The sequence below is a fragment of the uncultured Streptococcus sp. genome (assembly GCF_905372115.1).
Lineage (GTDB): Bacteria > Bacillota > Bacilli > Lactobacillales > Streptococcaceae > Streptococcus.
On record NZ_CAJPNR010000016.1, the window covers coordinates 1 to 19,923 of the forward strand.

Consider the following 19,923-nt stretch of genomic DNA (forward strand, 5'->3'; position numbering starts at 1 on the left):
GCCAATGATACCAAGATTGACCAAGAAGGTAAGCTAATTGGTGACCCAACAGAAACAGCCTTTATCCAATATGCTCTAGACAAGGGCTATGATGTGAAGGCCTTTTTAGAGAAATATCCTCGAGTAGCTGAGCTGCCCTTTGATTCAGATCGTAAGCTCATGTCTACTATCCATCCATTGCCAGATGGGAAATTCTTAGTGGCAGTAAAGGGAGCGCCAGATCAACTCTTGAAACGCTGTGTTGCCCGTGATAAGGTTGGAGATGTTGCAGCGATTGATGATGCTACTTCACAGCTGATTAAGTCTAACAACTCAGAGATGGCTCACCAAGCCCTGCGCGTGCTGGCTGGCGCCTACAAGATTATTGATGCAGTTCCGACTGACTTGACATCTGAAAATCTAGAAAATGATTTAATCTTTACTGGTTTAATCGGTATGATTGACCCAGAACGTGCAGAAGCAGCAGAAGCTGTTCGTGTAGCCAAGGAAGCAGGTATTCGTCCGATTATGATTACCGGTGACCATCAGGATACAGCAGAAGCTATCGCTAAGCGCTTGGGTATCATCGAAGAAGGAGATACTGAAGACCATGTCTTGACTGGTGCAGAGCTCAATGAGCTTTCTGATGCAGAATTCGAAAAGGTTGTTGGTCAATACTCTGTCTATGCCCGAGTTTCGCCTGAGCACAAGGTACGGATTGTCAAAGCTTGGCAAAACCAAGGTAAGGTTGTAGCTATGACAGGTGATGGCGTCAATGATGCACCAGCTCTGAAGACAGCTGATATCGGTATCGGTATGGGAATTACCGGTACAGAGGTTTCTAAAGGTGCTTCAGATATCATTTTAGCAGATGATAATTTTGCGACCATTATCGTAGCTGTTGAAGAGGGAAGGAAAATATTTTCTAATATTCAAAAGACTATTCAATACCTACTTTCAGCTAATATAGCAGAAGTATTAACGATATTTTTTGCAACCTTATTTGGTTGGGATGTGTTGCAGCCAGTTCATTTGCTTTGGATTAACCTAGTAACGGATACCTTCCCTGCTATTGCTCTGGGAGTTGAACCAGCTGAGCCTGGTGCTATGAGTCATAAACCTCGTGGCCGTAAGTCTAGCTTCTTCTCAGGTGGAGTTATGAGCTCTATCATCTATCAGGGTGTTCTGCAAGGGGCTTTGGTTTTAGCGGTTTATGGTTATGCTATCTCTAATCCCGTCCATGTTGGTGATATCAAGGCTATCCATGCGGACGCTCTTACAATGGCCTTTGCAACGCTTGGCCTCATCCAGCTCGTCCATGCTTACAATGTGAAATCTGTTTACCAATCTATCTTTACAGTTGGTCCATTCAAGTCTAAGACCTTTAACTGGTCTATTCTGGTTTCTTTCATCCTATTGACTTCAACTATTGTAATTGATCCACTGGAAAAGATTTTCCATGTGACCAAGCTGGACTTGTCACAATGGACGGTTGTTTTGATTGGTAGCTTTGCCATGATTGTCATTGTTGAAATTGTTAAGTTCATCCAGCGTAAATTAGGTATGGACAAAAACGCTATTTAACAGCAAAAAGTCATCTGCGGATGGCTTTTTTGCGTACAAGGCGATATAATCAAATTCAAAGAAAGGAACTCGAAAGGACGGTGAAAGTATGTATCAAAACTTACGAAAGAAGTTGGAAGAGGCTTCTCCTTTATATTATGAGGAAGAAATCTTATGGTTACTGGATCATATTGGTCATCCAGAAGCGACAATCCGTGATGAGTTAGTCTTTTCGTCCTTAGCGAGGGGACTTCAGGCTGACCTATTTTCAGCTGAACAGTTTCGTTTCTTGGCTCAAGAAGCAGTCAAAAGACAAGGACTTTTTTACGAGAGTGATAAAAATGGTCAAGCTACCTTAACACGTTCCTTCACGGCTTTACTTTATGCCAATCTCTTAAACTGTGATGGCAATCTAAACTCTTCGTATTATCAGGCTTTATCAGTGCAAGGAAGAAAATACTTACTAGATAAGGGGTTAAGCTACTTGTCAGTCGAAAGAGACACAAGGGGTTACTCCAGGAAATACGGTTGGGTCCATGCCTTCGCTCATGGAGCAGACTTATTGACAGAAGTGGCTTGTCATCCGGACTTTCCCTCCAGTAGGATGCCAGAGGTTTTAGAGATCATTCATCAAGTTTTTAAAAGAGTCTCAGTTCGTTTCGGAAATGATGAGGATTGGCGCTTAGCCCAGGTGTTCTATCAAGCCGTCTTAAAGGAAAAATTGTCGCAGCATGAACTTAGACTGTGGCTTCAATCACAGAGTTTTCCATTGGAAAGCAACCAGGACTTCATTGCTTTTTCCAATTTTCGCTCCTGTTTATTAGAAGTCTATGTGCAGTTGGACAGCAAAAAACAGCTATCAGATGAGCTGAGAGCTGCTATTCAACATTTCCATTACTGAACTTCAATGACCGTTAAAGCATCTCGCAGTTCAGCTGCCAGGTGTTTTTTCTTATAGTCTCGGAATTCGGCTAAATCTTTAATAGCATTATAACGCTTGTGCAGGCGATACATCTGGGGAATCTTATACTGAGGAAAATCTTCAAAAAAGTTCTGAGTCAGTTCCCATTCGCGGATGTAGCCCAGAGGACGCATATGGTAGCGGACCCCTTCGATAACACGGCTTTGATGGCGGTGGTGGAGATGACCAAAAACCACCTCTTTCACCTTGTATTTGACAAAGAGCCGATGAAAAGCTTGGCTTCCTAGGAAGGCGTTGAAGCGCTGGAAATAGGGATGGTCGTATAGAAAGTCTTGATGGGGGACAAAATGCAGAGCAACAATAATGGGATCATCTAAAGTCGCCAGCAATTTTTCTAACTCTTGCAGCGTCTGAACTGTAATACTAGGGTCGTCGAGTTGACGCTCCAATCTGCGGTCAAACCAGAAATTGGTCTTGGTTCTCAGATGTTCTTCCTTGCTTTTTTCTGGAACAAAGCTGTAGTCATACCAGCCAGAAAAGCTGACGAGCGTGGTCCGGCCGAACTGCTGGATCTGAAAATCATAGTTTAAAATTTCTTGCTCAGAAAGTCCCAGCATATCGTGATTTCCCAGATTAAAAGAAAGAGGAATCTCTTGCTTCAAAGTTTCAAGAAAGGGCAAACTAATCTTGGTCAGGTCGTTGGACAGGTCACCAGCGATGTGTAGGTGGTCAATACCTTCCTCTTTTAAAAGCTGGCGAAGAGCTTGGTGTTCAAAATTCCCAAACTGATTTGAGTCCAGATGGAGGTCGCTCATAAATCCGATTCTTGTCATGGTTTTAGTCTAGCATATTTTTCAAAACTTGAAAATGCTTAAGCACCTATGGAGAGTTCCCCTTTTATCTGAACACCTCATAAATTATCGTAATCTTATATTTCGTTTATTCATGGACGAGGCCTAGGAAGGCTTGAAATAATTCTTCCAACCCCATGTCATTATATTACTTTTCTAACAATTAGGTGACAAGGAGTCGCTTGTCTTGCCTAGCTAGGGAAAATCCGATAAAATGTAAGCTGCTGAATGTGAGATTAGGCAAACTGTTTAATTTATGTTATAATTAAACGATATGTGAAAAGAGGTATTTATGGACATTTCAGAAATTCGTCAAAAGATTGACGCAAATCGTGAAAAATTAGCTTCTTTTAGGGGGTCTCTTTGACTTAGAAGGTCTGGAAGAAGAAATTGCCATCTTAGAAAATAAGATGACAGAACCCGACTTTTGGGATGACAACATTGCAGCCCAGAAGACATCTCAAGAGCTGAATGAACTCAAGCAAACCTATGAAAATTTCCATCAGATGACTGAGCTTTTTGATGAATCGGAAATCTTGCTTGATTTTCTTGCCGAGGATGAGTCGGTTCAGGGAGAGTTGGAAGAAAAGCTGGACGAACTCGAGAAAATGATGACCAGCTATGAAATGACCCTGCTCCTATCTGAGCCTTATGACAATAACAATGCTATCCTTGAAATTCACCCGGGCTCTGGTGGTACAGAGGCCCAGGATTGGGGAGATATGCTGCTGCGTATGTATACGCGCTTTGGCAATGCCAAGGGCTTCAAAGTTGAGGTCTTGGACTATCAGGCGGGAGACGAAGCGGGAATTAAGTCAGTGACTCTTTCATTTGAAGGTCCGCACGCTTATGGTCTGCTCAAGTCAGAAATGGGAGTCCACCGTTTGGTTCGGATTTCACCATTTGACTCAGCTAAACGTCGCCATACTTCTTTTACCTCAGTAGAGGTCATGCCAGAGCTGGATGACACCATTGAAGTGGAAATTCGCGATGACGATATTAAGATGGACACTTTCCGCTCGGGAGGAGCCGGCGGACAGAATGTCAATAAAGTTTCTACTGGTGTGCGGCTGACCCATATTCCTACAGGAATTGTGGTGCAGTCTACGGTTGACCGGACCCAGTATGGAAACCGTGATCGGGCGATGAAGATGCTGCAGGCCAAGCTTTATCAGCTAGAGCAAGAGAAACAAGCAGCCGAAGTCGATTCACTCAAGGGAGATAAGAAGGAAATTTCCTGGGGCAGCCAAATCCGCTCCTATGTCTTTACGCCTTATACCATGGTCAAAGACCATCGGACCAGTTACGAAGTAGCACAGGTGGACAAGGTTATGGACGGAGATTTGGATGGTTTCATCGACGCTTATTTGAAATGGCGTTTGAACTAGGAAATGTAAGAGATTAGAATTAGATTGAAAGGAAATTTCAATAGATGTCAATAATTGAAATGAAAGATGTTGTCAAGAAGTATGGCAACGGGACCACTGCCCTGCGTAGTGTGTCTATTAATGTAGAACCTGGGGAGTTTGCCTATATTGTTGGCCCTTCAGGAGCAGGAAAGTCAACCTTTATTCGTTTGCTTTACAGGGAGATAAAGCTGGATAAGGGAAGTCTGAAAGTAGCTGATTTTGACTTAGCTAAGATTAAGAAGCGTGATGTTCCAATGTTGCGCCGTCAGGTCGGAGTCGTCTTCCAAGACTACAAACTTCTTCCTAAAAAGACAGTGTATGAGAATATTGCCTACGCCATGGAAGTTATCGGTGAACGCCGCCGCAATATTAAAAAGCGGGTTATGGAAGTGCTGGACCTGGTTGGTCTTAAGCACAAGGTTCGCTCATTCCCTAATGAGCTTTCCGGTGGTGAGCAGCAGCGGATTGCCATTGCGCGTGCGATTGCCAACAACCCAAAAGTCCTGATTGCGGATGAGCCGACAGGAAACTTGGACCCAGATAATTCTTGGGAGATTATGAACCTGCTGGAGCGGATTAACCTTCAGGGAACAACTGTCCTGATGGCAACCCACAACAGCCAGATTGTAAATACTCTGCGTCACCGCGTTATTGCTATTGAAAATGGCCGTGTGGTACGTGATGAAGCGGAAGGAGAATACGGATACGATGATTAGAAGATTTTTTCGTCATTTGATTGAGTCGCTTAAGAGTCTTACGCGGAATGGTTGGATGACTGTAGCGGCTGTCAGCTCGGTTATGATTACCTTGAGCTTAGTGGCTGTCTTTGCTTCAGTAATTTTAAATACAGCCAAGCTGGCAAATGATATTTCCAATAATGTCCGCGTCATGGTATACATGCGTAAGGATGTTTTCGATAATAGCGAAACGATTGTAAAAGAAGGCCAAACAGTTCAGAATGAGGACTACCACAAGGTCTATGATGCTCTGACTTCTATGAAAAATGTAGAGAAGGTTACTTTTTCTAGCAAGCAAGAGCAGTATAATAAGCTAACAGAGACCATGGGTAGTGAGTGGGATGTTTTTGATGAAGAAAATAATCCACTTTACGATGCTTATATTGTTGAGACCAAGGCACCTAAGTATGTAGAATCTGTTACAAAAGATGCTCGTAAGATTGATGGTGTTTCAGAGGTTCAAAATGGTGGTACCAATACCAAAAATCTCTTTGCGTTTTCTAATTTCATCCAAACATGGGGATTGATTGGGACAGCGCTTCTGATTTTCATTGCTATCCTTCTCATTTCCAATACTATTCGGATTACTATTATTTCCCGAAGTCGCGAGATTCAAATCATGCGCTTGGTTGGTGCCAAGAATAGCTATATCCGCGGACCATTTCTGTTTGAAGGAGCATGGATTGGCTTGTTAGGAGCAACAGTTCCGTCACTTGTAGTGTATTTGACATATGGTATAGCCTACAAGACTATGAATAAGAGCTTAGTAGGTCAAGGACTTTCTATGATTGATCCAAAACTCTTTAGTCCGATTATGATAGCAGCACTCTTTGTGTTGGGAATTCTTATCGGATCATTGGGATCTATCATCTCTATGAGACGCTTCTTGAAGATTTAACAAATCATAAAAAACAGAGTTTGAAGTTCTTCAAACTCTGTTTTTGTTATAGTTAATTACTTTAATGGCTACTGAGCTAAAAATGGATTAAAGATTTTTTCATGTGAAATAGTGGTATCATGACCATGACCAGGATAAACAGCATAGTCTTTGGGTAATACCAGAAGTTTCTCACGAATGGATGTTAGCAATTGCTCCATGTTTCCTGTCGGCAGATCCGTTCGTCCGATGCTTTCCCGAAAGAGGGCATCACCCGTCAAAACAAGATGGTCATCTGGAAAGACTAGCGAGATACCTCCGACAGAGTGGCCAGGTGTTGCAAGCACATAGAAGTGAAAGCCTCCAAGATCATAGTCTGTCTCGTAGGAGAAAAACTCTTCTGCTGGTCGACAGATAATATCATCCTTATCAGCATGGCGCGCCAGACCAGATAGGTTATCTGTCGGTGTGTAGAGCCAGCTGCTTTCACTCTCAGCCACATAGACAGGTGGGGCCGCATAGTGCTCTCGAACCTTTTCTAAGCTCATAATATGGTCATAATGGGTGTGGGTTAGGAGAATAGCAATAACAGGCTTGGCGAATTCCTCCAGCTTGCGCTCAATCTTTTTCCAGTCACTGCCAGGATCGACGACTAGGAGACCCTGATTATTTTCTAAGATATAGGTGTTTTCAAAAGCTACAAGGTTGATAATTTTATGAATCTTCATCTGATTTCCTCGGAAAATGTATTCTGCTATTGAGTGTAACAGAAAAGAGAATTTTTTGCACAGAATTGCTTCATAGACTATGGCTGAAAATTTTCAGATGTCTCAGAATGGCTTTTATGATATAATCATAGCAGTATGACACAAAATGATTATAAGTATGCCGTTGTGGATTTGGAGGCTACAGGAACGGGCAGTAGTGCAAAGATTATCCAGATTGGCATTGTTCTGATTGAGAATGGAATTATTACCAAGACTTATGAAACAGATGTCAATCCTCATGAGGAACTGGATGAGCATATCAAAGAGCTGACAGGTTTAGATGATGAGCGACTGAGCCAAGCCCCAGAGTTTTCACAGGTAGCGGCTGAAGTATATGAGCTGATTCAGGATGCGATTTTTGTCGCTCATAATGTCAAGTTTGATGCCAATCTACTAGCGGAGGCCCTTTTCTGGGAAGGGTTTGACTTGCTGACACCGCGTGTGGACACGGTAGAGCTGGCTCAGGTCTTCTACCCGACCTTTGATAAATATTCTTTGGGTAATCTCTGCGATCTGCTGGATATTTCTTTGGAAAACGCCCACACTGCTTTGGCAGATGCTCAAGCAACGGCTCAGCTATTTTTAAAAATACAAGACAAAATCAAGAGCCTGCCCAAGGCCTTGGTTGAGAAAATGCTAACTTTGGCGGACAGCATTATCTATGAGTCTCGCTTGGCTATCGAGGAAGTTTATCAGACGATGCCGGATCAGCAAAATAAGGAACTGCAATCCTGCCATGGTATTTTCCTACAACGTCCCCAAAAGCTGACTTCGGAAAAGAAATTGTCGCAAGATTTCCTGACCAATCTATACTTGCTGGGATTAGAAGAGCGGCCTGAACAGCTCAAGTTTGCTCGTTTTATGGAGGAAGCTCTGAACCAGCAGGAGGCTAGTTTTTTAGAGGCGCAGACAGGTTTGGGCAAGACCTTCGGCTACTTGCTGCCCATTCTGTCTAGAGGTCAAGAAAAAGTACTAGTGACGGTTCCGACTAAGATTCTGCAAGACCAGCTGCTGCAAAAGGAAGGACGATTGTTGGAGGAAGTCTTTGGTATTTCCTTTCACAGTCTCAAGAGTCCGGAGAATTATCTCAAGCTGGACCATTTCTATCAGACACTGGATAGGGAATATGACAACCATTTGGTTAATCGTTGCAAGTTGCAACTCTTGGTCTGGCTGACAGAAACTAAAACAGGTGACTTGAATGAAATCGGGCAGGCTCATCGCTTTTCAAGCTACTTCAATGAAATCCGTCATGATGGCAAGCTAAGCAAACATTCTCTTTTTTATGAGGAAGATTTTTGGCGGCTGGGACAGGTCAAGGCGGCCACCAGTCGAGTCGTGATTACCAATCATGCTTACCTGCTGACGCGTTTAGAGGATGACCAGTCTTTGCTGGACAATCGTATTCTGGTAGTTGATGAAGCTCAGAAGATGTTTTTTGCCTTGGAAAGCTTCTCTCAGGCCAGTATAAATCTAACTAAAACGCTGCAACAGATAAATCATCTCCTTCAGGAAGAAGGGGAACTTCTGCAGCAACGACTTTTGCAAAGTATTCAGTTTGAGCTGGCTGATGCAGCTGAGCGACATCGCAAGAAAACGCCTGAGTTAAGTTCAGAAAAAATTGCACGGCTGCTTCAGGATGTGTCCGAGTTAAAGACAAGTGCACTGCCTGAGCTACAGCACTTGTTCAGTGGCAAATACCAGTATTATTGGTTGGTTGATGAAGTTTTGGCAGATCATCGCTTGATGACTCTGCATGCTGGCCGTTCAGAATTGCTGCATTTTACAGACTTTTTGCCTGAAAGGGCCAAGGTTATCTTGGTTTCGTCTACTCTGGAAATCAGCTCTAAGGTCAATCTGGCCCAGTTGCTAGGCTTTGAAAGTTATCACTTTTACAAGCTGAAAAGCAAGAAGAAGCCACTGCAGAAGCTCTTTTTAGATGAAAGTTTTCCAGCAGTAGTGGATTTGTCAACTGATGATTTTGCTCGAGAGATTGTTGCTTGCCTGCAGGAAGTGGCAGAACTTGGTCTGCCTATCGTCGTCCTCTTCACTTCTAAAGACTTGCTTTTGGCTGTTTCGGACTTGCTGGCTCTGCCGCATTTGGCCCAATATAAAAATGGCGATGCCGGCAATATCAAGCGGCGTTTTGATAGAGGAGAGGCAGGAATTCTTTTGGGCTCTGGCAGCTTCTGGGAGGGGGCGGATTTTGCTGAGCAAGAACAGATTATTCAGCTGATCACTCGGATTCCATTTGACAATCCCAAGGATTTCTTTGTGCAGAAGATCAACAGCCGCCTGAAAGCGGAAGGTAAGAATGCCTTTTATGATTATCAACTGCCTCTTGCCATCTTGCGGCTTAAGCAGGCCATTGGCCGGACCCGGCGCAATGAACATCAGAAGTCAGCTGTTATTCTTTTGGACAATCGAATCTCTAGTAAACGCTATGGCAAGCAGATTCAGCATCATCTGTCACAATTAGCTTCTTTGGATATTCTGCCGGAGGCAGCCATTATGCAGGAATTACAAGACTTTTTTGACTGAATCTATCTCAAATCAGCTGAGCTTTATCGGCTGATTTTTTAGGTTCATTCAGATTTTTTGGACAAAATTTGTTATAATGAGAGGCATAGGAAAGAAGGGGTGTTCGTGAAAAAATATTTACCAGGAATTCTGTTATCCTTTGGCATAGCGGCTGTTTCTATCTTTTTAGGCGGTTTGCTTCCCTTGATAGGCTCTAGTGTTTTGGCTATTGTCTTTGGGATGGTTTTGAATAACAGCATGAAGCTGCCGGCTGTATTTCAGGAAGGTCTCAGCTTTTCGGGGAAGAAATTGCTGCAGTATTCCATTATCTTTTTAGGATTTTCCATGTCCATAGGTCAGGTTTCTGAGACGGGAATTTCTTCTCTTCGTATCAGTCTTATCACTATTCTGATAGCCTTTCTGGCTGCCTATTTGGCTGGCCGTTTCTTTAAGATGAACCGCGTCTTGACTATTTTAATCGGTTTTGGAACAGCTATCTGCGGCGGCTCTGCCATTGCGGCTGCTTCACCAATCTTGGATGCTGATGAAGAGGATATTGCCTTGTCCATCTCCACTATTTTCTTTTTCAATATTTTAGCAGTATTCATTTTCCCTTTTTTAGGGCATTTGTTACAGATGTCGGATGCCTTTTTCGGGACTTGGGCTGGAACGGCCATCAATGATACTTCGTCAGTAGTGGCGGCAGGCTATACTTACAGCCCCTCAGCTGGTGATTTGGCGACCATTGTCAAGCTCAGCAGAGCTTTAATGATTGTACCAGCCTGCTTGATTTTCGTATCTTACCGCTATGTCAAATCCAAGCAATCCGCTCAAAAGACAAATTTGAAACAGATTTTTCCTTGGTTTATAGCTTGGTTTGTACTAGCCTCACTTGTCAGCAGTCTTGGATTTTTGCCGGCTGCTGTCATCCCCTATACAAAATTCATTTCTCAGTGGCTGATGGCTATGGCCTTGGCAGCTATTGGCGCAAAGGTTTCCTTTAAGCAGTTTAAGCAAGCAGGAGCAGCGCCTTTGCTGACTGGTGCCTTCGCTTGGTTTTGCGTCGCTGTTTCTAGCTTGATTATCCAGTATTTTTTCTAAAAAGGAGGGACTATGCCCTATCAAAGACGGACGTTTGAGTCTCGGATTGATTATAGTTTAATTTTGCCTGTTTTGATGCTGCTATCAATCGGTGTTGTGGCTATTTACATTGCTGTTAGTCATGATTATCCTGACAATGCCTGGCCCATGGTTGGTCAGCAGATTGCTTGGATTGCGGTGGGCTTCCTGCTCAGCTTTATCCTCATGTTTTTTAACACCAAGTTTCTCTGGGGAATCACACCTTATCTCTATGTTTTTGGTCTTGGCCTCATGGTCTTGCCTCTGATTTTTTACAGTGAATCGCTGGTAGCCTCCACTGGTGCCAAAAACTGGATTGCTATTCGTGGTGTGACCCTCTTTCAGCCCTCGGAGTTCATGAAGATTTCATATATTCTCATGCTATCGCGGCTGGTGGTTCATTTTCTCCAGAAACACAAGCAGGATGAGCGAACCCTGGCTTTAGACTTTTTTTTGATCCTGAAACTTGGGCTCTATACTTTGCCTGTTCTGGTTCTGTTAACCCTTCAGAGTGATTTGGGGACGGCTCTGGTTTTTGTTGCTATATACGGCGGCATCGTTCTACTGTCAGGTGTTTCTTGGAAGATTATCCTGCCGGTCTTTCTGACGGGAGTCCTGCTGTTGGGAGGATTTCTCTTTATCTTTATTTCCGATGGCGGCCGTGCCTTTCTGCATAATCTAGGAATGCCAACCTACCAAATCAATCGGATTTTGGCTTGGCTTCATCCTTTTGACTACGCTCAGACGACTACCTTTCAGCAAGCACAGGGACAAATCGCTGTCGGAAGCGGCGGTTTGACTGGTCAAGGCTTTAATGTTTCTAATCTCTTGGTTCCTGTTCGGGAAAGCGATATGATTTTCACCGTCATTGCAGAAGATTTTGGCTTTTTGGGCTCAACCTTGGTTATCATGCTCTATTTACTGCTGATTTATCGCATGCTCAAGATTACGATTAAATCCAACAACCAGTTTTATACTTATATCTCAACTGGCTTTATCATGATGCTGCTCTTCCATATCTTTGAAAATATTGGAGCGGTGACAGGAATTCTACCTCTGACAGGGATTCCGCTGCCCTTTATTTCACAGGGCGGTTCTTCCATCATCAGTAATCTTATCGGTGTTGGTCTCCTGCTGTCCGTCTCCTATCAGAACAGCTTGACGGATGAAAAGAAGGAGCGAATTCCAGCTGTCCGTAAAAAAGTCGTACTGAAGAAATTAAAATAAAGATAAAGCAAGTTTTTGACTCACAAATCAGATGTGTTTTTGTGATTGGCTCATATCAGAAAGGATATTTTCATGAAAAAAGCAGCTTTACTCCTAGCTCCCGGCTTTGAAGAAATCGAGGCCTTGACAGTTGTGGATGTCTTGCGCCGTGCAGGTCTTGTCTGTCATATGATTGGTTTTGATGAATCAGTGACTGGCTCTCACGCCATCACTGTTCAAGCGGATCAGGTCTGGAAGGGGCGACTGGATGACTACGATATGGTCATTTTGCCAGGTGGGATGCCAGGATCGGCCAATCTTCGTGATGATGACAGCCTGATGCAGGTTTTGCAGGACTTTCAGCAGTCGGATAAATTCATCGCTGCCATTTGTTCCGCTCCCATTGCTCTTGACCGCGCAGGTATTTTGACTGGTAAGTATTTCACTTGCTATGATGGTGCGCAAGACAATATTAAAAATGGAACTTACCGTAAAGAAACAGTTCTTGTTGATGGGAAGCTGATTACTAGCCGTGGTCCATCGACTGCCTTGGCTTTCGCCTATGAGCTGGTTCGTCAGCTGGGAGGAGACGCTGACCAGTTGGCTGATGCCATGCTTTATACAGATGTATTTGGGAATTAAAAATATGCTGGGATTCATAATGTTTCCCAGTTTTTTTGAAGTCTTATTTATCTTCGCAGTCCTCTATATGGAAAGGGTTTAGAGATGTTGAAAAGGACGAAATCAGCAGCCATTTTTAAATTTTAGATTCTTTGAGATATTTTGTTTAGAAAAAGGGTTGAAAAAGTCGGAAAAGTGCTGGATTCGGGCAAATATTAGCCCCTTTTTCATGAAAATTATGGTATAATGAAAGGTATGAATTATCAAGATTACATCTGGGATTTAGGTGGAACACTCTTGGATAATTATGAAACTTCGACAGCAGCTTTTGTTCAAACCTTGAAAGAGTACGGTCTGCAAGCTGGTCATGACGAAGTTTATAAGGCCCTCAAGGTGTCTACGGCCTATGCTGTCCAGCAGTTTGCTCCCCAAGAAAAAGACTTTTTAAAGTTTTATAAGGCCAATGAAGCAGAAGAGTTGACTCACCCTGTCTTATTTGACGGAGCGGCAGACTTACTTAGGCGGATTGTGGCTAAGGGTGGTCGGAACTTTCTGGTCTCCCATCGGGATGACCAAGTGCTGGAAATCTTGGAAAAGACTGCCGTTGCATCAGCATTTACAGAAGTGGTGACATCGGCGAATGGTTTTCCAAGGAAACCCTTACCAGACTCCATGCTCTATCTAAAAGACAAGTATCAGATTGTCTCTGGCTTGGTCATTGGTGACCGGCCGCTGGATATTGAAGCAGGGCAGGAAGCTGGCTTTGATACCTATCTCTTTGATAATATGCAGCATCTTGAAGAATTTATAGATATTGATTAGAAAAGGAACACTATGACAGAAGAAAAGCAACAAGATATACAGGCCCAAGAATATGATGCCAGTCAGATCCAGGTCTTAGAAGGCTTAGAAGCCGTTCGTATGCGTCCGGGGATGTATATCGGTTCGACCTCCAAGGAAGGTCTTCACCATTTAGTATGGGAAATTGTTGACAACTCGATTGATGAGGCGTTGGCTGGTTTTGCTAGCCACATTCAGGTCTTTATTGAAAAAGACAATTCCATCACAGTAGTAGATAACGGTCGGGGAATTCCTGTTGATATTCAGGAGAAAACAGGCCGTCCGGCCGTAGAAACCGTCTTTACTGTTCTCCATGCAGGAGGAAAATTCGGCGGTGGCGGATACAAGGTATCGGGAGGTCTGCACGGTGTGGGTTCTTCCGTTGTAAATGCCCTCTCCACTCAGCTGGATGTCCGTGTTTATAAAAATGGTCAGATTCATTACCAAGAATACCGTCGCGGTCATGTAGTCGCGGACCTAGAAATCATCGGTGAGACAGACCGTACTGGTACGACAGTTCACTTTACACCAGATCCAGAAATTTTCACTGAAACAGTAGAATTTGACTTTGAAAAGCTCAATAAGCGGGTACAAGAACTGGCCTTCCTCAATCGTGGTCTCAGAATTTCCATCACCGATAAGCGAGACGGAATGGAGCAGGTCAAGGATTACCACTATGAGGGTGGGATTGCTAGCTATGTCCAATACATCAATGAAAACAAGGATGTAATCTTTGAAACGCCGATTTATACCGACGGCGAAATGGACGATATTACGGTTGAAGTAGCTATGCAGTATACGACTGGCTACCACGAAACAGTCATGAGCTTTGCTAATAACATCCATACCCACGAGGGTGGAACGCATGAGCAAGGTTTTCGTACTGCACTGACACGGGTTATCAATGACTATGCCAAGAAAAATAAGCTTCTCAAAGAAAATGAGGACAATCTGACTGGAGAAGATGTTCGTGAAGGCTTGACAGCGGTCATCTCTGTCAAGCATCCCAACCCTCAGTTTGAAGGTCAGACCAAGACCAAGCTGGGCAATAGCGAAGTGGTCAAGATTACCAATCGCCTCTTTAGTGAAGCTTTCTCAGATTTCCTTTTGGAAAATCCTGCGGTAGCTCGAAAAATCGTTGAAAAAGGAATTTTGGCTTCTAAGGCCAGAATTGCTGCTAAGAGAGCTCGGGAAGTAACTCGCAAGAAGTCTGGCTTGGAAATCTCCAATCTGCCAGGTAAATTGGCCGACTGCTCGTCTAACGACCCTCAGGAAACTGAACTTTTCATCGTGGAGGGGGATTCAGCGGGTGGTTCAGCTAAGTCCGGTCGTAACCGTGAATTTCAGGCCATTCTGCCAATTCGTGGTAAGATTCTCAACGTTGAAAAAGCCAGCATGGATAAGATATTGGCCAATGAAGAAATCCGCAGTCTCTTTACTGCTATGGGAACTGGCTTCGGTGCTGACTTTGATGTCAGCAAGGCCCGCTACCAAAAATTAGTCATCATGACCGATGCCGATGTAGACGGAGCTCATATTCGGACCCTGCTCTTGACTTTGATTTACCGCTATATGAAGCCGGTTCTGGAAGCTGGATTTGTCTATATCGCTCAGCCGCCAATCTATGGTGTCAAGGTCGGAAGTGAAGTCAAAGAATACATCCAGCCAGGTGCTAATCAGGAAGAAGAGCTTCAAGCTGCTTTGGCTCGCTACAGTGAAGGTCGCTCCAAGCCAACCATTCAACGCTATAAAGGGCTCGGAGAGATGGATGACCATCAGCTGTGGGAGACGACTATGAATCCTGAACATCGCTTGATGGCACGGGTTTCAGTGGATGATGCAGCGGAAGCTGACAAGATTTTTGACATGCTGATGGGGGATCGCGTTGAACCTCGTCGTGAATTTATCGAAGAAAATGCTGTATACAGTACGCTCGACGTCTAAAAAAATCAGAAAAATCAACCATTATGGGCAAAAATATGATATAATCATTATGTTTGCTTTATAGTAACAATGTGAAGGAGTTCTATATGTCTATTGGACTAGTTATTCTCGTTGCTGTGGTAGCTCTGCTTTTGGTTGTCGGCTATGGTACTGCAGTTCTGATGAGAAAGAGAAATGAAGCTTTACTTCAAAATTTGGAGGAGAGAAAAGAAGCACTCTATAATCTTCCTGTGAATGATGAAGTTGAAGAAGTAAAAAATATGCATTTGATTGGGCAGAGTCAGGTAGCCTTCCGTGAATGGAATCAAAAATGGGTAGACCTGTCCTTAAATTCATTTGCTGATATCGAAAATAATCTATTTGAAGCAGAAGGTTACAATAATTCTTTCCGTTTCATAAAAGCCAAGCATGCCATCGGCAATATTGAGAGTCAGATTGATTTGATTGACGAAGATATCAAGATGATTCGTGCTGCCTTGGAAGATCTTAAAGAGCAAGAGTCTAAAAACAGCGGTCGTGTGCTCCATGCCTTGGATTTGTTTGAAAAACTGCAAACTCAGGTGGCGGAGAATGCGGACTCGTATGGACAAGCCTTAGCTGAGATTGAAAAACAGCTGGAAAATATCCAGTCAGAGTTTTCTCAGTTTGTAACCCTTAATTCTTCGGGTGACCCGGTTGAAGCAGCTGAAATCTTGGATAAGGCAGAGGATCATATCCTTGCTCTGACACATATCGTTGAGAAAGTTCCTGCCATTGTCGAAGAGTTGACTGTGAAATTGCCAGATCAGTTGGAAGACTTAGAATCTGGTCACCGTAAGCTCTTGGAATCTGGTTATCACTTTATCGAAACTGATATAGAGTCACGCTTCCAGCAGCTTCATGCAAGTCTCAAACGCAACGAAGCCAACATTTCTGCCTTAGAGCTGGATAATGCTGAGTATGAAAATGAGCAGGCGCAAGAAGAGATTAACGCTCTCTATGAAATTTTTACGCGGGAAATTGAAGCCCACAAAGTAGTGGAGAAGTTGATTAAAAACTTACCAAGCTATCTGGCTCATACAAAGGAAAACAACCAGCAACTCCAAAAAGAGATAGAACGTTTATCTCAAACCTTCCTTCTCTCTGATACAGAAACTTCTCATGTCAAGGAGTTGCAGGCTGAGCTTTCTGCCCAGGAAGATGTGGTGCTTAGCGCGGTAGAAGATTCTTCTGAAACCAAGCAAGCTTATTCTGTGGTTCAGGAAGAGTTGGAAGCTATCCAAGAGCGTTTGAAAGAAATCGAAGATGAGCAGATCTCTCTTGGCGAAGCACTTGCAGAGATTGAAAAAGATGATGCTAATGCTCGTCAGAAAGTCAATATCTATGCTAACAAATTGCATACCATTAAGAGATATATGGAAAAACGCAATTTGCCAGGGATTCCAGACTCTTTCTTAGAAATTTTCTTCTCAACCAGCAACAATATTGAAGAGTTGGTTAAGGAGTTGGAAGCTACACGAGTCAATATCGAATCAGTTAACCGTTGGCTGGAAATTCTAGGAAATGATATGGAGCAATTGGAAGAAGAAACCTATCGTATCGTCCAAGATGCTACCTTGACTGAGCAGCTACTGCAGTATTCAAACCGCTATCGTTCCTTTGATGATAATGTACAAGCAGCCTTCAACAAGTCCTTGTATGTCTTTGAACATGACTACGACTATGCTCAATCCTTGGAAATCATTTCAAAAGCTTTAGATCTTGTCGAGCCAGGCGTGACCGAGCGTTTTGTGACATCCTACGAAAAAACACGCGAGAATATTCGTTTTTAAAAGAAGTTCCTTCGGGAACTTTTTTCTTTTGCAAAGAGAACGCTAGAGAACAGTCAGTAACAAGGATTCTGAGACTTCAATTTTTCCCAGCTTGTTTTGAAATAGAATTTCCTGTATAATACAAAAAATAGAAAGAATGAGGTCGGACAATGAAAACAGTCAAAGGCTTGTTAGTCATGGATGTAGACAGCACCTTAATCATGGAAGAGGGGATTGATCTGCTAGGTGAGGAAGCGGGTGTAGGAGCTCAGGTTGCGGCTATTACGGAGCGTGCCATGCGAGGAGAGTTGGACTTTGAAGCTGCCTTACGTGAGCGTGTCGCTCTTTTAAAAGGACTGCCAGAGGATATTTTTGCTCGAATTGCAGAAAGGATCCACTTCACGCAAGGAGCCGAGGAACTGGTCAAAGAGCTGCATAAACGTGGTTATAAAGTAGGCTTGGTGTCAGGTGGTTTTCATGAGACGGTGGACAGACTGGCTGAGCAGCTTGAAATTGACTACGTCAAGGCAAATCGTTTGGAAATCCAGCAGGGCTTTTTAACAGGCCAAGTCTTAGGAGAGATTGTCACTAAGGATACAAAGCTTGCCATGTTAAAAGCATGGGCAGCTGAAAACAAGTTGGAATTAAATCAAACGATTGCTATGGGAGATGGCGCCAATGATCTGCCTATGATTCAGGCGGCAGGAATGGGAATTGCCTTTATGGCCAAGCCAATCGTGCGCGAGCAAGCTCCTTACCAGATTCAAGAATGCAATCTCTACCGGGTCATTGATCTTTTAGACAATAGAAAAGCATAGGAGAGAGGCATGCATATTCTAATTGCACCGGATTCTTTCAAGGAAAGTTTGTCAGCTGCTCAGGTTGCTCAAGCTCTTCAGACAGGCTTTTCTCAGGCCTTGCCAGATGCCAGCTTTGACTTGCTGCCAGTTGGTGACGGGGGCGAGGGGACAATGGCTGCCCTGACAGCTGCCTTGGGCTGGGCTGAATTTTACCACACTGTGACTGGACCTTTTGGCCAGCCAGTAAAAATGCCCTACGCCAGAAATGGTCAGCAAGCGCTTTTTGAGATGGCTGATTTGGTCGGACTCGCCTCTATTCCTCAGGAAAAACGAAATCCCTTGGCCATAGAGACCAAAGGGTTGGGAGAATTGATTTTGCATCTGGCTGAAGACGATATCAGAAAGATTTTAGTTGGTGTTGGGGGGTCGGCCAGCAATGACGGTGGAATTGGACTGGCAGCAGGCCTAGGCTATGAATTTTTCGATGCAGATAATCATAGACTGCGCCCCATTGGCTCGTCTTTGGGAAAGGTCGCTCGTATTTCAGCTGAGCAGGTTCCCGCTTTCTTGAAGGAAGTTCAGATTGAGATTTTGACGGATGTAGATAATCCTCTTTGCGGAGTGCGCGGTGCGACAACTGTTTTCGGAGGTCAGAAAAGTCTATCTCCCTTATTATTCTCTCAAGTGGATCAAGCCATGGCAGATTTCTATCAGTTGGTTGATCCTCAGGTGATTGATATGAATGGCGCTGGAGCCGGAGGCGGAATGGCAGCAGGACTGGTTGCTTTTGCCGGAGGAAAAATCGTTTCGGGTATTGAAACCTGTCTAGATTTACTGGATTTTGATGAAAGAGTTAAAAAGGCTGACTTGGTCGTAGTTGGCGAAGGGAGGATGGATCGTCAGTCTTTGGCGGGCAAGGCACCAGTCGGGGTCGCAAGACGAACGCCAGAAGGTATCCCTGTACTGGCGATTTGCGGTAGCCTGGCTGAAGATTTATCGGATTTCCCAGTTGAGAATATCCAGGCAGCTTTTCCGATTATTGCGCGAGCAGATAGCTTGGATAGGATTCTAGAGCAGGCGGAGCAAAATTTGATTCGCACAGCCAGAAATATTGGCAATCTACTAAAAATGAAAAAAAGCGGTTAGTCCGTTTTTTTTAGTAGATATTCAATTTCTTTGACAATCATGCCCTTTTCAAAGAAGAAGATGTCACAAGAAAGGTCACCAACGTCATTTTCTAGAAGGGTCACAATCCGATTCTGGTCGGGACTAAGCTGATAATGAGTGCAAGAAAATTGGACGGGGTTGTTATGGTAGACTTTTTGAATTTTAGTCAGGTAGTCCGCTTTGCCTTTGATGATTTCGATTGTGTCACCCTCTAATTCCCAGCTAACATGATCAGAAAGAAAGGTCTCATAGGTTTGCCAATCACGCTGATTTTCTGCTTCAAAGAAGGCAAAAAGTTTTTCTAAATTTGTCATCCTAGCTAAACCATTTTTTCCATAGGGAGCGCTTTTCTTTTGCTGGTTTTTCTGCTGGCTGAAGGAGACTAGCAAACTGTTGGCTCATGTCCTTGTCATCTACTTGGACCAGATGGTCGCTATGGACAATCAGGCCAAAAGGAGAAGCCTGGTAATCACTTGAGACGATAGTCGCTTCGCAGCCTAGTTCCTTAGAGGTTTTTAGATAAAAGATTTGATTGCTAGACTCGACTTCTGGGGAAATTTTGACAATTACTGGTTGGCAGTTTTTCATGATGCTGCTGAGCATTTCTTTGAAATGACCGCGAATGAGGGTCTCATTGGCTTGCTCAATAGAGCAGGAAGCCAGCACTCGCTCCTCAAAAGTCCCTAAAAACCTACGCTGTTCATCAGGGTTGAGCTTGACTCCGCCCTGAGCTTTTTCCATGATTACTTTATTAATATCAGTCATAATAAAATTGTACCATAAAAGGAGAAATTCTAAAAGGTCGAATCTT

18 protein-coding genes are annotated in these 19,923 nt (G+C 43.7%); 14 read left to right on the forward strand and 4 right to left on the reverse strand.

What is annotated here, in order from left to right; all coding sequences use genetic code 11:
- Together QZ169_RS06010 and QZ169_RS06015 are read left to right on the forward strand one after the other, a co-directional pair.
- The coding region (locus QZ169_RS06010; protein WP_295505327.1) for a cation-transporting P-type ATPase at nt 1–1,563 on the forward strand (1,563 nt) is incomplete at its 5' end.
- 88 nt (nt 1,564–1,651) lie between these two features.
- Nucleotides 1,652–2,443 (forward strand): DUF2785 domain-containing protein, encoded by a 792-nt coding sequence (locus QZ169_RS06015; protein WP_295505330.1) that lies wholly within the window; start codon nt 1,652–1,654, stop codon nt 2,441–2,443.
- Here QZ169_RS06015 and QZ169_RS06020 read toward each other — a convergent pair.
- On the reverse strand, nt 2,437–3,297 hold the full coding sequence (locus tag QZ169_RS06020) for a metallophosphoesterase (RefSeq protein ID WP_295505331.1): 861 nt from the start codon (nt 3,295–3,297) through the stop codon (nt 2,437–2,439). The genes QZ169_RS06015 and QZ169_RS06020 overlap by 7 nt on opposite strands.
- A 310-nt stretch (nt 3,298–3,607) precedes the next feature.
- Here QZ169_RS06020 and prfB point away from each other — a divergent pair.
- The 3 genes from prfB (at nt 3,608) to ftsX (ending at nt 6,359) form a co-directional block, all read left to right on the forward strand.
- Nucleotides 3,608–4,703 (forward strand): peptide chain release factor 2 gene (prfB, locus tag QZ169_RS06025; RefSeq protein WP_125341648.1). Its coding sequence is split into 2 segments (ribosomal slippage): nt 3,608–3,679 and nt 3,681–4,703, totalling 1,095 coding nucleotides; the frame shifts between segments, so codons are not numbered across the junction.
- A 44-nt stretch (nt 4,704–4,747) separates the two neighbouring features.
- Complete coding sequence (gene ftsE, locus QZ169_RS06030) at nt 4,748–5,440, forward strand: cell division ATP-binding protein FtsE (protein WP_002895890.1); 693 nt, start codon at nt 4,748–4,750, stop codon at nt 5,438–5,440.
- Nucleotides 5,433–6,359: a permease-like cell division protein FtsX gene (gene ftsX, locus QZ169_RS06035; protein WP_009660576.1), complete on the forward strand. Its 927-nt coding sequence runs from the start codon at nt 5,433–5,435 to the stop codon at nt 6,357–6,359. The genes ftsE and ftsX overlap by 8 nt, the downstream gene beginning before the upstream one ends.
- A 68-nt stretch (nt 6,360–6,427) precedes the next feature.
- Here the strand turns inward: ftsX and QZ169_RS06040 are convergent, their stop codons facing one another.
- Entirely contained in the window at nt 6,428–7,066 is a 639-nt protein-coding gene (locus QZ169_RS06040) for an MBL fold metallo-hydrolase (RefSeq protein ID WP_295505335.1), read from the reverse strand.
- Between the two features lie 135 nt (nt 7,067–7,201).
- Between QZ169_RS06040 and QZ169_RS06045 the strand changes: the two genes are divergently transcribed.
- The 9 genes from QZ169_RS06045 to QZ169_RS06085 all read left to right on the forward strand — a co-directional run bounded on the left by QZ169_RS06045 (nt 7,202) and on the right by QZ169_RS06085 (nt 19,091).
- Complete coding sequence (locus QZ169_RS06045; RefSeq protein WP_295505342.1) at nt 7,202–9,646, forward strand: bifunctional DnaQ family exonuclease/ATP-dependent helicase; 2,445 nt, start codon at nt 7,202–7,204, stop codon at nt 9,644–9,646.
- 99 nt (nt 9,647–9,745) lie between these two features.
- Nucleotides 9,746–10,726 (forward strand): YeiH family protein, encoded by a 981-nt coding sequence (locus QZ169_RS06050; protein ID WP_295505344.1) that lies wholly within the window; start codon nt 9,746–9,748, stop codon nt 10,724–10,726.
- A 12-nt stretch (nt 10,727–10,738) separates the two neighbouring features.
- The gene (locus QZ169_RS06055; RefSeq protein WP_295505346.1) at nt 10,739–11,971 is read left to right on the forward strand and encodes an FtsW/RodA/SpoVE family cell cycle protein; all 1,233 of its coding nucleotides are present in this window, start codon (nt 10,739–10,741) and stop codon (nt 11,969–11,971) included.
- A 72-nt stretch (nt 11,972–12,043) separates the two neighbouring features.
- A complete protein-coding gene (locus tag QZ169_RS06060; RefSeq protein ID WP_295505347.1) occupies nt 12,044–12,592 on the forward strand; it encodes a DJ-1 family glyoxalase III in 549 nt (182 codons plus the stop codon).
- A 234-nt stretch (nt 12,593–12,826) separates the two neighbouring features.
- On the forward strand, nt 12,827–13,393 hold the full coding sequence (locus tag QZ169_RS06065; RefSeq protein WP_295505348.1) for an HAD-IA family hydrolase: 567 nt from the start codon (nt 12,827–12,829) through the stop codon (nt 13,391–13,393).
- A gap of 12 nt (nt 13,394–13,405) precedes the next feature.
- Nucleotides 13,406–15,355, forward strand: a complete 1,950-nt coding sequence (gene gyrB, locus QZ169_RS06070; protein ID WP_002895870.1) for a DNA topoisomerase (ATP-hydrolyzing) subunit B — start codon at nt 13,406–13,408, stop codon at nt 15,353–15,355.
- An 86-nt stretch (nt 15,356–15,441) separates the two neighbouring features.
- The gene (gene ezrA, locus QZ169_RS06075; protein WP_002912173.1) at nt 15,442–17,166 is read left to right on the forward strand and encodes a septation ring formation regulator EzrA; all 1,725 of its coding nucleotides are present in this window, start codon (nt 15,442–15,444) and stop codon (nt 17,164–17,166) included.
- A 149-nt stretch (nt 17,167–17,315) separates the two neighbouring features.
- On the forward strand, nt 17,316–17,963 hold the full coding sequence (gene serB, locus QZ169_RS06080; RefSeq protein ID WP_295505351.1) for a phosphoserine phosphatase SerB: 648 nt from the start codon (nt 17,316–17,318) through the stop codon (nt 17,961–17,963).
- Between the two features lie 9 nt (nt 17,964–17,972).
- Complete coding sequence (locus QZ169_RS06085) at nt 17,973–19,091, forward strand: glycerate kinase (RefSeq protein WP_295505353.1); 1,119 nt, start codon at nt 17,973–17,975, stop codon at nt 19,089–19,091.
- Here QZ169_RS06085 and QZ169_RS06090 read toward each other — a convergent pair.
- The gene (locus tag QZ169_RS06090) at nt 19,088–19,426 is read right to left on the reverse strand and encodes a nuclear transport factor 2 family protein (RefSeq protein WP_295505355.1); all 339 of its coding nucleotides are present in this window, start codon (nt 19,424–19,426) and stop codon (nt 19,088–19,090) included. The genes QZ169_RS06085 and QZ169_RS06090 overlap by 4 nt on opposite strands.
- A 1-nt stretch (nt 19,427) precedes the next feature.
- Nucleotides 19,428–19,877 carry a YueI family protein gene (locus QZ169_RS06095; protein ID WP_295505363.1) on the reverse strand — a complete coding sequence of 150 codons (450 nt, stop codon included), beginning with the start codon at nt 19,875–19,877 and terminating at the stop codon, nt 19,428–19,430.
- Nucleotides 19,878–19,923 lie beyond the last annotated feature (46 nt).

Coding starts and splice junctions, on each gene's coding strand:
- QZ169_RS06015 (WP_295505330.1), top strand. CDS start 1,652: ATGTATCAAAACTTACGAAAGAAGTTGGAAGAGGCTTCTCCTTTATAT.
- QZ169_RS06020 (WP_295505331.1), bottom strand. CDS start 3,297: ATGACAAGAATCGGATTTATGAGCGACCTCCATCTGGACTCAAATCAG.
- ftsE (WP_002895890.1), top strand. CDS start 4,748: ATGTCAATAATTGAAATGAAAGATGTTGTCAAGAAGTATGGCAACGGG.
- ftsX (WP_009660576.1), top strand. CDS start 5,433: ATGATTAGAAGATTTTTTCGTCATTTGATTGAGTCGCTTAAGAGTCTT.
- QZ169_RS06040 (WP_295505335.1), bottom strand. CDS start 7,066: ATGAAGATTCATAAAATTATCAACCTTGTAGCTTTTGAAAACACCTAT.
- QZ169_RS06045 (WP_295505342.1), top strand. CDS start 7,202: ATGACACAAAATGATTATAAGTATGCCGTTGTGGATTTGGAGGCTACA.
- QZ169_RS06055 (WP_295505346.1), top strand. CDS start 10,739: ATGCCCTATCAAAGACGGACGTTTGAGTCTCGGATTGATTATAGTTTA.
- QZ169_RS06060 (WP_295505347.1), top strand. CDS start 12,044: ATGAAAAAAGCAGCTTTACTCCTAGCTCCCGGCTTTGAAGAAATCGAG.
- QZ169_RS06065 (WP_295505348.1), top strand. CDS start 12,827: ATGAATTATCAAGATTACATCTGGGATTTAGGTGGAACACTCTTGGAT.
- gyrB (WP_002895870.1), top strand. CDS start 13,406: ATGACAGAAGAAAAGCAACAAGATATACAGGCCCAAGAATATGATGCC.
- ezrA (WP_002912173.1), top strand. CDS start 15,442: ATGTCTATTGGACTAGTTATTCTCGTTGCTGTGGTAGCTCTGCTTTTG.
- serB (WP_295505351.1), top strand. CDS start 17,316: ATGAAAACAGTCAAAGGCTTGTTAGTCATGGATGTAGACAGCACCTTA.
- QZ169_RS06085 (WP_295505353.1), top strand. CDS start 17,973: ATGCATATTCTAATTGCACCGGATTCTTTCAAGGAAAGTTTGTCAGCT.
- QZ169_RS06090 (WP_295505355.1), bottom strand. CDS start 19,426: ATGACAAATTTAGAAAAACTTTTTGCCTTCTTTGAAGCAGAAAATCAG.
- QZ169_RS06095 (WP_295505363.1), bottom strand. CDS start 19,877: ATGACTGATATTAATAAAGTAATCATGGAAAAAGCTCAGGGCGGAGTC.